This window comes from Streptomyces cucumeris (genome assembly GCF_024295805.1).
Classification (GTDB): domain Bacteria; phylum Actinomycetota; class Actinomycetes; order Streptomycetales; family Streptomycetaceae; genus Streptomyces; species Streptomyces cucumeris.
The window spans coordinates 89,680-102,071 of record NZ_JANCLX010000023.1 but is presented as its reverse complement, the minus strand read 5'-3'; the positions used below and the strand labels follow the sequence as shown (position 1 = coordinate 102,071).

9 protein-coding genes are annotated in these 12,392 nt (G+C 70.7%); 4 read left to right on the top strand and 5 right to left on the bottom strand.

Features of this window, described 5'->3' with window-relative positions; translation table 11 throughout:
* Window position 1: 1 nt before the first annotated feature.
* Window positions 2-799 (bottom strand): polysaccharide deacetylase family protein, encoded by a 798-nt coding sequence (locus NMK44_RS28420; protein ID WP_254748404.1) that lies wholly within the window; start codon window positions 797-799, stop codon window positions 2-4.
* Window positions 800-1,021: 222 nt separating this feature from the next.
* On the opposite strand from NMK44_RS28420, the gene NMK44_RS28415 reads away from it, so the two are divergent.
* From NMK44_RS28415 to NMK44_RS28400, 4 genes are all read left to right on the top strand, one after another.
* Window positions 1,022-1,504 carry a hypothetical protein gene (locus tag NMK44_RS28415; RefSeq protein ID WP_254748281.1) on the top strand — a complete coding sequence of 161 codons (483 nt, stop codon included), beginning with the start codon at window positions 1,022-1,024 and terminating at the stop codon, window positions 1,502-1,504.
* Window positions 1,505-2,343: 839 nt separating this feature from the next.
* Entirely contained in the window at window positions 2,344-3,627 is a 1,284-nt protein-coding gene (locus NMK44_RS28410) for a DUF7224 domain-containing protein (protein ID WP_254748279.1), read from the top strand.
* On the top strand, window positions 3,624-4,211 hold the full coding sequence (locus NMK44_RS28405) for a hypothetical protein (protein ID WP_254748277.1): 588 nt from the start codon (window positions 3,624-3,626) through the stop codon (window positions 4,209-4,211). Before NMK44_RS28410 ends, NMK44_RS28405 begins: the two co-directional genes overlap by 4 nt.
* Complete coding sequence (locus tag NMK44_RS28400) at window positions 4,208-4,942, top strand: ATP-binding cassette domain-containing protein (RefSeq protein ID WP_254748276.1); 735 nt, start codon at window positions 4,208-4,210, stop codon at window positions 4,940-4,942. The genes NMK44_RS28405 and NMK44_RS28400 overlap by 4 nt, the downstream gene beginning before the upstream one ends.
* Before the next feature lie 96 nt (window positions 4,943-5,038).
* On the opposite strand, the gene NMK44_RS28395 is transcribed toward NMK44_RS28400, so the two are convergent.
* The 4 genes from NMK44_RS28395 to NMK44_RS28380 all read right to left on the bottom strand — a co-directional run bounded on the left by NMK44_RS28395 (window position 5,039) and on the right by NMK44_RS28380 (window position 12,388).
* Window positions 5,039-7,363: a xanthine dehydrogenase family protein molybdopterin-binding subunit gene (locus tag NMK44_RS28395; protein ID WP_254748275.1), complete on the bottom strand. Its 2,325-nt coding sequence runs from the start codon at window positions 7,361-7,363 to the stop codon at window positions 5,039-5,041.
* Window positions 7,360-9,513 carry a 2Fe-2S iron-sulfur cluster-binding protein gene (locus NMK44_RS42150; protein WP_308358593.1) on the bottom strand — a complete coding sequence of 718 codons (2,154 nt, stop codon included), beginning with the start codon at window positions 9,511-9,513 and terminating at the stop codon, window positions 7,360-7,362. The genes NMK44_RS28395 and NMK44_RS42150 overlap by 4 nt, the downstream gene beginning before the upstream one ends.
* Entirely contained in the window at window positions 9,510-10,409 is a 900-nt protein-coding gene (locus NMK44_RS28385) for an FAD binding domain-containing protein (protein ID WP_254748274.1), read from the bottom strand. The genes NMK44_RS42150 and NMK44_RS28385 overlap by 4 nt, the downstream gene beginning before the upstream one ends.
* A gap of 272 nt (window positions 10,410-10,681) precedes the next feature.
* Window positions 10,682-12,388, bottom strand: coding sequence for a beta-N-acetylhexosaminidase (locus tag NMK44_RS28380; RefSeq protein ID WP_254748273.1), 1,707 nt, complete (start codon window positions 12,386-12,388; stop codon window positions 10,682-10,684).
* Window positions 12,389-12,392: the final 4 nt, after the last annotated feature.

Below are 12,392 nucleotides of genomic sequence, written 5' to 3'. Positions count from 1 at the left end.
GTCAGCGGACGGGGAAGCCGAAGGTGTAGCCCTGCTGCTTCAGCCAGGGGAGGATCCGGCGCAGCGCCTCGACGGTCTGGCCGCGGTCGCCGCCCGCGTCGTGGAAGAGCACGGTCGGGCCGTTGTGGATCTCGTTCTTGACGGTGTTGACCATGGCGTCGGCGCCCGGCTTCTCGAAGTCCTTGGAGTCCACGTTCCAGCCCAGCGGCCGCATGCCCTGGGCGGCGGCGATCTGGCGGCTGTAGGGGGTGAACGCACCGCCCGGGGCGCGGTAGTAGAGCGGCTTGACGCCCCCGGACGCCTTGACGATCATCCGCCGGGCGTCGAGGACCTCCTTGGACTGGTAGGCGCGGGACTTCTTGTCCATCGAGGTGTCGTGCGACATGGAGTGGTCGCACAACCGGTGCCCGCCCGCGACGACCGCCTTCACCAGGTCCGGGTGGGCCTGTGCCTGCGGGCCCACCATGCAGAAGGTGGCCTTGGCGTTGTTGGCCTTGAGCACCTCCAGGACCTGCGGGGTCCAGTTCGGGTCAGGGCCGTCGTCGATGGTGATGTTGACGCCCTTGGCGCCCTTCTCGGAGGCGTGCGCGATGTCCATGTTGACCAGGGGGGCGGGCAGTTTCGGATCCGGCTTCGAGGTCTGGCCCACGATCGGACGCGGCTTCGGGGCCGCGCTCGGCACCGACTCCACGGAACCGGCCTGCGCCGTCCACACGGCGGCAAGGGCGGTCACCCCCGCCACACCCACGGCCGCCACCAGCGTCCGGCCGTTCGTCCCCATGATCCGGTGCCGTCCCATGTCCGCTTCGCTCCCCATGTCTCCTGTGCCGCTCTCGCACCCAGGAGGACGGAAACTCGGCGGGTTGGGATCCCTCTGTTACCTATCTCGCACAAACCTCATGAACGCCCGGTGTGTGAACGCATTGCCAAGTCGGCTGTGGGCTCAGCGCTAACGACGCTTCGGCGGCGCAACGGCACAGTGGAGTCGTACATTTCATGACTGAAACGGGGGAATACCACCATGGCATCCATCCTCGCCCGTACCGCCGCCGCGGCGGGCGCCGCGGCCGTCTTCACGGCCCTGTTCACCTCGCCCGCCTTCGCCGACAACCACGCGCCGGTCACCCCTGACCACCACCGGCCGGTCGCCTCGGCCGCGGCGGCTCCCAACGTCTCCTTCGGCTCCCGCGCCGACATCGGCGGCGACGGCACCGTCTGGGCCAAGGACCGGAACGGGAACATCGTCGCCGAGGCCCACTGGCAGGCCGACCCGGGCGGCACCATGTACCCCCAGGGCGACACCCTGTACGTCTCCGACTTCATGGGTGACGGCCTCGGCGCGCGCGGTGAGGCGTCCGTGGGCATCAAGATCAGCCCCAGCGGGTCCGGCGACCGCGTCCAGCGGACCAAGAACGTCGCCGAGGGCAAGCGGCTCTCCATCAAGCTGTGCATGACCAGCTCCTCGGGCAGCCGGTGTTCGTCCTCCCTGGGCGTGCGCGCCTGACACCACGCGCACCAGCGGAACGAAGGGCCCGCACCCCTCGGGGGTGCGGGCCCTTCTGCGTGCCGTGGGGAAGTGAGCATCCCTTCGTGAGGCACGGAGCAGAGAGGGCCACCGGAGAGGGATGGCAGAAAAGCATGTGGCACACCATCACCATTCGCCTGCGACAGCCGACTTGACCAATGACTTGCTACGATGACCCTGCATCTGGCGCTCTGTACGACTTGTCCGGTTGCTCGCCGTAATCAATGCTATTTCGCACTACTGGCTCATGCGCAGCGTCACAGCGCGACCCGCCAGGTTGACCACTGCCATTCCTTTCTTCAAGGGATATCACCATGTCCACGGCTCGACGAATAGCAACGGTCCTTGGAATTTCCTCAGCATTAACGCTCATTGTCACTCCTTCCGCATTTGCCAACTGGGGAGGTCACATAAAAAACGCGCGTCCTGGTTTCGAGTCTCACCGATGGGACGACAGGGACTACACGCAGGTAATTTTCAAGGACTGCTCAACAAGTCGCCACTCGAAGAGCACCACGATAAGACTGTGGCAGTCTCGTGACTTTCGGCCCGACCCAGGATTCGACACAAAGCGCTTCACTGATTGCTTCAGTAACCGTGACGGAGATTCCACCAGCCATGGCGAATGGCACAATTTGGACGGAGGGAATTATTACTTCAGCATCCTCGAAGTCGACGACGACACCGTGGATGCCCCTTCGCTCGATGTGGACAGCGTGAAAGTCGATACCACTGCGGGCGACTAGAGCGCGGGCGGACTGACTGAGGGGTGCTCATGCCTGAGCACCCCTTCCCATATCCAATCACCAGGACCCCCCTTGAAGATCTTCACATCGTTGCGCAGCAGCAGTGCCATGTGGGCTGCCCCGGTTGTCATCGCCTTGACCTTGTTCTATTACTTTGTCGGCGGGGGCGCGCCCGACGGGGAAAATTTCGGATATGCACCCACCATCACCTCACAGGCGCTGGGCCCCACATATGCGTTTGCCTATGCTGCTGCCTCCGGTTTGGCTGCCTGGGAGAGCGGGCGTCTACGCAAGGTCGGGATATGGGATCTGAGCCCGGTCCGATCACGGTATCGAATCGCAGCCAACGCACTTCTTCCCGTGTTGGCCGTTTCGTGGGTCATGCTGCTCCTGCCAGTCACATTGGCATTGGTCGAAACTGGTGTCACACCCACCTCAGGAAGCCTCTACCCGCTCTTTATGGGCATGACATTGTGTGCAGCGCACCTCGTCATCGGGTTTGGTGTGGGGTTCTGGGTTCCTCAGCTTTTCGCGGCCCCGACACTTGCTGCACTCGTGTTCTACCTGGTCGCATTCTCCGTGACGACCACTTCCTACTGGATGCGTCACGTTTCCGGGCAACTCATCGAGTCCGTAGATTTCGGCGAACTCATTCCGGTCTCCTCTCTTGTGCCTCCTCTGCTCTTCACCGGAGGCACCGCGTTGGGGTTCGCCGCCCTATGGCTCCCGCTACGGTCTTCGCTCTTGAAGGCGACACTTGCCTGCACTCTCGCCGCGGTTGGAGTCATTGGTGGCCGCAGTGTGGTCACGGGGTGGGACGCGAACACCCCGGTGACCGCAGGAAATGCACCGATGCGATGCGAAGGGAAGGCTCCACGAGTCTGTATGCCCGAAGCTACGGCAAGCAATATCGAGACCGTACGGAAGGACGTAATCGCTGTTCTCGGCGACTTGCGCCAAGTGGGCCTCAAGGCATCGCCCGCCACTGTCACAGATCGACTCACGGACGGCCGTTCCTATAGACCGTCGAGTCGTTCGGTCTGGCGCGTGCAGCTCTCTCTCGGGGCACGAGACGGCAATGTTCGCTACCGCACTCTGAAAGCCGTAGTCGGGTTCCCCTGTTCCCGACCGGATCCCGCCACTGCCCGTGCCGTGAAACTATGGGCCGCCAAGGTGACGGGCGAAGAAGAAGAGTATCAACGCGAAATTGCGGCGAGGCAGGAAGATTTCGACAGTTCACCGGCACGGGTAGCGGCAGTCCGCAAGGAAGTGGACAAGGTACTGGCCATGCCCAAGAAAAACCAAGCAACGTGGTACAGGCAGAGCGTTACCACCGCTTGCGGGAAGCGCACATGAGATGGTGGGTCAAAGCACGCCGGGTCCATTGGGTCCTTCCTCCGACACTGGCCGCATTCGCCGTTCTGGTGGCGATGCTCCACAATCTCACCACCTTCCTCCCGGCATTCTCCTCCGGAGGCGCTGTCCAGGTCAGGGCCTCCCTCTTCATTCCGGTGTGCCTGGCTTCCGGCCTCATGATGTGCCTTGAGTCCAGGCTGGAGGCGCCGGAGCATGCCGCACAACGTCGTGTGACCCTGCTGGACATAGGGTTGACGGTCACCTTCGTGACAGCGGCCATGGCCCTGAGCCTCGCCTCGGCAGTTCTTACGACCTCTCCCGAGCCTCTCGCCATCGGACGCAACACCGTGTTTCTTACCGGTCTCATGCTGGTCGCACGCAGATGGGCAGGCCCACCTGCGGTGATGGCTCCGTTCGCATGGATCATGGCTGTGCTTTTCGTAGGCTTTCGCACGCCCAACGACCCTCGCCCCTGGACCATCATTCCCGAGCCCGTGGACGCGGTTCATGCCGCGCTCGGCTCGGGCGTGATGTTCACCATCGGCCTGATTGCCCAACTCCACACATCGAGGAAACTGGCATGACCTTGGAGCTGGACTCCTGCACCTATGCATATCGACGTTGGCAAGCACCGATTCTGAAGGATTTCGACTACCAACTCCCCGCCGGACTGACCATCCTCCTGGGACCAAATGGCGCGGGAAAGTCGACCCTTCTCAGACTAGCGGCCGGAGTCACCCGCCCCAGTAAGGGTTCTGTGCGCCTGGACGGGGTTCCGTCCCTGACGAAGACGTATCGCAGCGCAGTCGCGTGGATGCCGCAGACCATTACGCCCATGCCCTCTCTGACCGCACGTGAATATGTCGCGTACGTGGGGTGGTTGAAAGGCATGAGCCGTGCTGACGCATGGCGGGAGGCCCGTCGTTCGCTGGCCCGTGTTGAACTCGCCGGAGAGGCCCAGACCAGGACCTCCCGCCTCTCAGGAGGGCAGCTTCGCCGCGTCGGCGTCGCCGCGTCCCTCGTGCACGGTGCTCGGATTCTGCTTCTCGATGAGCCGACCGCCGGCATGGATCCCCATCAACGGCGTGTGTTCCGCGATCTCCTCAATACGCTCACCCCTGATATCCGCGTGCTGATGTCCACCCACGATGTCGCAGATCTGGCTGAGGACGCCGATCACGTCACCGTTCTGAACAAGGGGTCCATACTCCACACCGGCACGACCGACACCTTCTTCTCGCACACACCACCCGGCACTGTTGCCGGGCGGGCAGCGGAGGGCGCCTATTCAGCGCTTCTCGGCAGTACCCGATGACCCTGTCACCGGCCACACGGCGAAGCCGGCGGTAGCACACAGCGCCGCCACGTCACCCGGTATCCGCCGGCCCCCTCTTCGTGCCCTGAGGCGGCGTCAGCCCCGGTTGACCACCGCGGACTGCGGGCGGATGGGCAGCCGGTTGACCGGGCGGCCGGTGGCGGCGCGGACGGCGGCGGCGACGGCGGCCGGGGAGGTGACGATGGGGATCGCGCTGGCGGCCTTGGCCCCGAAGGGGGCCACCACATCGCGCTCCTCGACCAGTTTGACGATCCGGATCTCCGGGACGTCCAGGGCGGTCGGCAGGGCGTAGCCGGTGAGGTCCGGGTGCCGGACCACACCCCGGGAGGTGCGGAGGTTCTCGGTGAGGGCCGTGCCGATGCCGAAGGTGATCCCGGACTCGATCCGGGCGCGGAGCTGACGGGGGTTGAGCACCCGGCCGACGTCCTGGGCGACGGTCATGTCGACGACGCGGACGGCGCCGATCTCGATGTCCACGTCGACGACGCAGCGCACCGCGCAGTAGGCGAGGCCGACGAAGGCGTCGCCCTGGCCCGTCTCGTCCAGGGGTTCGGTTGGATGGGGGCGGCACTGGGCGGTGGCCCAGAGCTCCTTGCCCTCCAGGGCCTCCTCGACGGTGGTGCTGAGCACCCCGTCATAGGAGGTGATCTTGCCGTCGGCGATGGTCAGCAGCTCGGTGGACATGCCGAACTTATGGGCCAGCGGCTGGAGGAGCTGGGTGCGGACCATCTTGGCGGCGCGTTCGACGGCACCGCCCGAGACCCAGGTGTGACGGCCGCGCGAGGCGGGTCCGGCCGGGGGTTGGTCGGTGTCGACGGGGGCCACGTGGACCTCCTCGATACCGAGGACGTCCTGCACGATCTGACGGGCCAGGGTGGTGAAGCCCTGGCCGGTCTCGACGGCCGCGCAGATGACGGTGGCGACGGGACCGGTGACCTTGACGGTGGCGGTGGAGACCTCGTCGGTGCCCTCGGCGCCGAGCATATGGACCATGCCCAGCGCGTAGCCGACACCGCGGCGGACGGCGGACGGGTCGCCCGCGCCCTCGGCGCCGCCGGGCAGCAGCCACTCCTCCTCGGGTTCGTCCGCGGGGAGCGGCGGCAGCGGGGCCTCCCGCACGGCCTCCAGCAGTTCGGCGACCGGAGCCGGACAGGTGACGGTCTGTCCGGTCGGCAGCAGATCGCCGGTGGTCATGGCGTTGCGCAGGCGGAGCTCGGCGGGGTCGATGCCCAGCTTGGCGGCCAGCTTGTCCATCTGGCCCTCGTACGCGGCGCACACCTGCATGGCGCCCTCGCCGCGGACATGGCCGGAGGGCGGGTTGTTGGTGCGCACCGCCCAGCCCTCGATGAAGGCGTGCGGGACGACGTAGGGGCCGCAGGCGAAGGAGACGGCGGCGGCGAGCGAATCGGCGGAGGAGTCCGCGTAGGCGCCCGCGTCCAGCAGGATCTGGGCCTCGATCTTCACCAGCCTGCCCTCGGCGTCCGCGTGGTGGCGGTAGCGCAGCAGGGTGGGGTGGCGGTGGGGGTGGCCGAGGAAGGACTCCTCGCGGGTGGCGGCGAGTTTGACGGGGTGGCCGGTGCGCAGCGCGAGCAGCCCGAGCGGCAGTTGCATCCCGGGGTCCTCGCGCTCGCCCATCGCACCGGGCACCCCGGTGACGACGACCTTGACGCGCTCGGGCTCAAGGCCGAAGCAGGCGGCGGCCAGGTCGCGGTCGGCGTGCGGATCGGTGGAGGCGGTGTAGATCTCCACACCGCCGTCGGGGCGCGGTACGGCGAGGCCCGCCTCGGCGCCGATGGGGGCCGGGTCCTGGCGGCCGATCCGGTACAGGCCCTCCACGATCACCTCGCCGACGACATCGGGGTCGCCGAAGCTCAGCGGGATGTGGCGGACCAGATTGCCGTCGGGGTGCAGCGGTTCGGCGGCGAACGCCTGCTCGGGATCGGTGACCGGGTCCAGCACCTCGTACTCGACGGCGATGGCGGCGGCGGCGAGCCGGGCGGTGTCGGGGTGGTCGGCGGCGACGGCGGCGATCGGCTCGCCGTGGTGGCGGACGACGTCCTTGGCGAAGACCGGACGGTCGGCGACCCGGCGGCCGTGGGCGGCGTCACCGGGCACGTCGGTGTGGGTGACCACCGCGTGGACACCGGGCATCCGGGCGGCCTGGGCGGTGTCGATGGAGACGATGCGGGCGTGCGGATGCGGTGAGCGCAGCACGGCGGCCCACAGCAGCCCCTCGGCCCACAGGTCGGCCGCGTACGGGAAGGTGCCCGAGGTCTTGGCCACCGCGTCATGCGCGGGCAGCGAGATCCCCAGGCCCATGGAGGGCGGCGGGGGCTGGACGGGGGTACCGGCGGCGGGGGTTGCGGTGACGGCTCCGGCGCCGTCCGCGATTCCGGTCATGATGCCCTTCCGCTGCCGCTGCCGGTTCCGTTCGCGCTGCCGTCGCCGCCGGGCCCGTGCGGACCGGACTGGTGCGGGATGCGGGCCCCGTCCTGGGCGGTGGCCCCGTCCCCGGCGTCCTCGGCCGCGGCCTCGTCGGCCGCCTCGCGGGCGGCGACGACCTCGCGCACGGCGTCGACGACCGGGCGGTAGCCGGAGCAGCGGCAGAGGTTGCCGCAGATGGCCTGGCGGGTCTCCTGGTCGGTGGGGGCGTGGTTGCCCTCCAGCAGGTCGTGCACGGTCATCGCGAGACCGGGTACGCAGAACCCGCACTGCACGGCGCCGCATTCGGCCAGGGCGCGCTGGACGTCGGAGGGCCGACCGTCCACGGACAGCCCCTCGACGGTGCGGACCTCGGAGCCCGCGGCGGTGGCGGCGGGCACCAGGCAGGAGGCGACCAGACGGCCGTCCACCTGAACCGAGCAGGCCCCGCACTCGCCCTGGGAGCAGCCGTCCTTGGCCCCGGCGAGGCCGAGCCGCTCGCGCAGCACGTAGAGCAGGGACTCACCGATCCAGGAGTCGGTCACCGGGCGGTCCGCGCCGTTGACGTGGAGGACGTACGACGCCTGCGGGTGCTCGCTGTGGAGCGGGTCCGGCTCGCCGTCCGCCGCCGCGGCGGTGTCGTCCGCGTCCGACCCCGGGGCGTCCCGCTCCGGGTCACCGGACTCCGGGTCGGACGGGGCGCCGGCCGGAAGGGGCTCGGCGGGGGCGTCAGCGGCCTCGGGGGCGTCCGCCGGGGTGTCGGCCGGGTCCTCGTCGGACGCGGCCGTCCCGGGCGCCTCCTGGGCCTCGGTGAACTCGTCCCCGGCCGCGCCCTGTTCCTGGTCCCCGGCGCCGTCGGCCCCGGTCCCGGGGTGCGGGGCGGCGTCACCGGCGGGAGCCTCGGTCCCGTCCTCGGGGGCCGGGTGCGGGGCGTGGCCGAGGGCGTCCCGGCCGTGGCTGTCCCTGGCGTGCGTCTCCCCGGTGAACTCGCCCTGCCGGCCGCGCTGCTGCGGAAGGCCGGGGGCCGGGCTGCCGTGCGGCGGGGTGCTGCGGCCGCCGTGCTCGGGGGCCGCCGGGTACGCGCCGGAGTCACCGGGCACGGGCCAGTCGTCGACCGGTGCGCCGGGCACGGGGCTGCCGTGGGGCGGGGTGCGCAGACCGGTGTGGGCGCCCCCGGCCGGGAACTCGCCGGAGTCCCCGGCGGAGCCGTGCCAGGTCCGCTCGGCGGCCTGGTCGGCCGCGGTGTCGTCCGCCACGCGGTCCCCGGTGCCGGGCATCCGCAGCGGACGGCGGGCGGGGGCCGGGCGCGGCGCGGCCGCGGCACGGCCCTCGGCCGCGTACTCGCCGGACTCGTCGGTGTTCTCGGTGTGCCCGGTGCTCTCGGTGGCAGCCGGGGAGGGCCACTGGCCGGTCCGGTGGTCCGGCCGCGGTCCGGGCCCGGCGTCGGCGAACGGCATCCGCCACTCGGCGGTGGTCTGCTGATCGCGGGGACCGCCCGGGGCGCCGCCGTACGGCGGGGCGGCCGGGCCGGGGTGGTCGTCGACCCGGTACTCACCGGTCTCGTCCACCTCGTCGCCCGCGACCGGGATCGTCCACTGGCTGGTGTGCACCGGCGCGCCGGTGCCGTCGTCGGAGGAGGCGGGCACCGGCCAGTCGTCCACCGGCTCCGCGCCCTGCACCGGCCAGTGACCGGTCTGCGGGGTGTGCGGGTCCTCGGCGGGGGCCGGCCACTGGTTCGCGTGGTGGGTGCCGTACGGGGCGGGGTGGCCGCCGTAGCCGTAGCCGTCGGTGTCGGCGCGGACGTCGGCGGGCATCGTCCACTGCCCGGTGGCGCCCGGGTCGTGGCCGCCGGGGCCGTGGCCGGGCGCGGGCTGCCACTGGTCGCCCTGCGAGGGCGCGCCGTGGCCGTCGTGTCCGCCATGGCCGCCGGGCAGCGGCGGCGGGGTGTAGCCCGTGCCGGGCGCGGCGAGCGGGTCCCAGCCGCCGGAGGGGTCGGCCGGGTCCGGGAAGGCGTAGTCGGGCGGAAGCTGCACGAACGCCGTCGAGTCGGCGTCCCAGTCGGAGCCGTGCGGCATCGGCTGCCAGCCGCTCCCCGGTTCCGGCCGGTGCGGCTGCTGTTCGTCACTCACGCGAGTGCCCTCCCCAGTGCTCGGCGGGCCAGGGCTGCCACCGTACGCCTCAAGTGCAGTGCGGCGGGCGGCAGGGTGACCTGCTCGCCACCGTCCTCCGCCGGTGCCGGGTCGGGGATGCACGCGGCGGCGACGTACTCACCGAAGGCCGTGGTGACCTGCGGGTCCAGAGGGCCGCGCTCACCGTCCCAGTCGATCAGCGAGGCGACCCAGCGCTCGGCCTCCAGCGGGCGCAGCGGCATCGGCGCGACCGCCCCGACCGCGCAGCGCACTCCGCGCCGGGCGGGGTCGAGGACGACGGCGACCGAGGCGGTGGCCCGCCCGGGGCCGGTGCGGCCGGTGGCCTTGAGGAAGGTCTGCGGGGCGTGCAGCAGCGGAACCCGGACGAATCCGACGAGTTCACCGGGGTGCAGCATCTCGACCCCGGCCAGCAGATGGCTCACCGGGATCTCGCGGCGGGAGCCCTCGGGCCCGGCGATGATGACGGTGGCCTCCAGGGCGGCCAGCACCGGCAGCGCGTCGCCGGTGGGGGCGGCGCTGACGATGTTGCCGCCGAGGGTGCCCGCGTTGCGGATCTGCGGTGGTCCGGCGGCCCGCGCGGCCGCGGCCAGCGCCGGGATCAGCGCGGCGAAGTCGGGGCGGCCCATCCGGGCGTGGGTGAGTCCGGCGCCGAGCAGGGCGTGTCCGTCCAGATAGCGCCAGCCGCGGATCTCGCTGATCCGGCCGAGGCCGACCAGTCCGGCGGGCCGCAGCAGGCCGGAGTTGACCGCGGCCATCAGATCGGTGCCGCCCGCGACGGGCACGGCGGCAGGCATGGCGGTCAGTGCCGCCACGGCCTCATCGAGCGAGCCCGGCAACGTCACCGTGTGCGCCGCCTGCGGTGCGTGCGTGGTCAACCCAGCTGCCCCTTCCCCGGTGTCCCGGCTGTTGCGCCGTACGGTACGTGCTGACAGCCCGGACGTGGCAACTCTGGCACATCTTCGGAGTCCGCCGTCACGAGGGTCCGTGATCCGTGGATCCGTCCCTGACCTGGGGGATGGTACGGGTTTATGGCGATGTCTCCGGCCGGTGTGGATTGCCACGTTTCAGGGACCCTTGTACGACTTGGGCGTGTGCGGGGTCCACGGTGGCAGGGGCGGGGCGCCGGAGTGCGCCGCTTGCGGACGGCTCACACGATCGGGGGCGCTCCGTCGAGCGGACGTCCGAGGATGCCGGGGCGCCGCTGCCAGGGGTGGGGGCCGCTGGGCGGCCGGTAGCTCACGCCCAGGGCGTCCAGCCGCGCGTAGTGCTCCGTCATCCGTCCGGTGAACTCCGTGAAGTCCCGCTCGGACGGCTGCGGGAGGGCGGACCAGACGACCTCGGCGAAGGCGGCGAGGCGGGGAAAGGTCTGGTAGTCGACGCGGCGGCGGTCCTCCATCACCTCGGTCCAGACATTCGCCTGGGCGCCCAGCACCCGGTCCCTCTCGTCCTCGCCGAGCTGTGGGGGAACCGGCTCGAAGCGGTAGACGTCCTCCAGGGTGCGGACGTAGCCGATGGGCGCCGGCTCGTCGTCGCCCGCCGCCTGCCGGTGGTCGAAGTAGACCTGTTGTTCGGGGCACATGACCACGTCGTGACCGGCGCGGGCCGCGGCGATACCGCCCGCGTAGCCGCGCCAGGAGGCCACCGCGGCGCCGGGCGCGAGTCCGCCGCTGCGCGCGGTGCCGCCCTCCAGGATCTCGTCCCAGCCGATCAGCCGACGGCCGCGCTCCCGGAGCCAGAGCCCGAAGTGCCGGATGAACCAGCTCTGGAGCTCGTCCTCGTCCGCCAGGCCGAGGTCGCGGATACGCGCCTGGGCGGCCGGGGACGCCTTCCACTGGTCCTTGGGGCATTCGTCGCCGCCGAGGTGCACGAAGGTGCCGGGAAACAGTTCGAGCACCTCCTCCAGCACGTTCTCGTAGAACCGGAGCGTGTGGTCGGTGGGGGAGAGTACGTTCGGATTGGTGCGCCAGGTGGTGAGCACACCGAGCGAGGAGGTGTCGACGACGTCGGAGTTGCCCAGCTCCGGATAGGCGGCGATGGCGGCGCCCGAGTGCCCGGGGATGTCGATCTCGGGGACCACGGTGATGTGCCGCTCGGCGGCGTAGGCCACGATCTCGCGGATGTCGTCCTGGGTGTAGTGACCGCCGTGCGGGCGCGGGTCCCACAGCGGGGAGGCGCGGTGGCCCAGTTTGGTGCGCGGACGCCAGCCGCCGACCTCGGTGAGCTTCGGATAGCGGCGGATCTCCAGTCGCCAGCCCTGGTCGTCGGTGAGGTGCAGATGCAGCACGTTGAGCTTGTGCGCGGCGAGCAGGTCGATATAGGCGAAGACCCCGTCCTTGGGCAGGAAGTGCCGTGCCACGTCCAGCATCAGACCGCGCCAGCCGAAGCGGGGCGCGTCCTCGACGCCGAGGGCGGGCAGCCGCCACTGGCGCCGGGCGGGGTCGACGGGCGCCCGGCGGAAGACCTCCGGGCCCAGGAGCTGACGGAAGGTCTGGGCGCCCCAGAAGACTCCGGTCTCGCTGCCGCCCTCGATGACGGCTCCCCGGCCGTCCACCACGACGCGGTGGCCCTCGGCGCCGAGCCGCCGCTCCAGGTCGGGGTCCAGGCGCAGGACGACCTGCCCGCCGTCGCCCTCCGCGGGGTGGTGCGGCGCCAGCGGGAGGCCGGTGGCCGCGCCGACGGTGGCGCGCAGCCAGCGGGCCACCCGCTCGGTGCCGGGACGGGCCTCGATCCGGGTGTGCTCGTCGAGTACGTACCCCGCCCCGCCGCCGGGCCGGGTGGCCCAGCTCGTCCGCGGGGCCGGGATCAGACCGTGGGCGGGGGTCGGGGCGGGGTGGGGACCGGCGGGTCCGGGCATGGAT

Excerpts from the sequence above, each read along its gene's own strand:
- NMK44_RS28380 (WP_254748273.1), bottom strand. The coding sequence starts at position 12,388 with ATGCCCGGACCCGCCGGTCCCCACCCCGCCCCGACCCCCGCCCACGGT.
- NMK44_RS28420 (WP_254748404.1), bottom strand. The coding sequence starts at position 799 with ATGGGACGGCACCGGATCATGGGGACGAACGGCCGGACGCTGGTGGCG.
- NMK44_RS28400 (WP_254748276.1), top strand. The coding sequence starts at position 4,208 with ATGACCTTGGAGCTGGACTCCTGCACCTATGCATATCGACGTTGGCAA.
- NMK44_RS28405 (WP_254748277.1), top strand. The coding sequence starts at position 3,624 with ATGAGATGGTGGGTCAAAGCACGCCGGGTCCATTGGGTCCTTCCTCCG.
- NMK44_RS28415 (WP_254748281.1), top strand. The coding sequence starts at position 1,022 with ATGGCATCCATCCTCGCCCGTACCGCCGCCGCGGCGGGCGCCGCGGCC.
- NMK44_RS28395 (WP_254748275.1), bottom strand. The coding sequence starts at position 7,363 with ATGACCGGAATCGCGGACGGCGCCGGAGCCGTCACCGCAACCCCCGCC.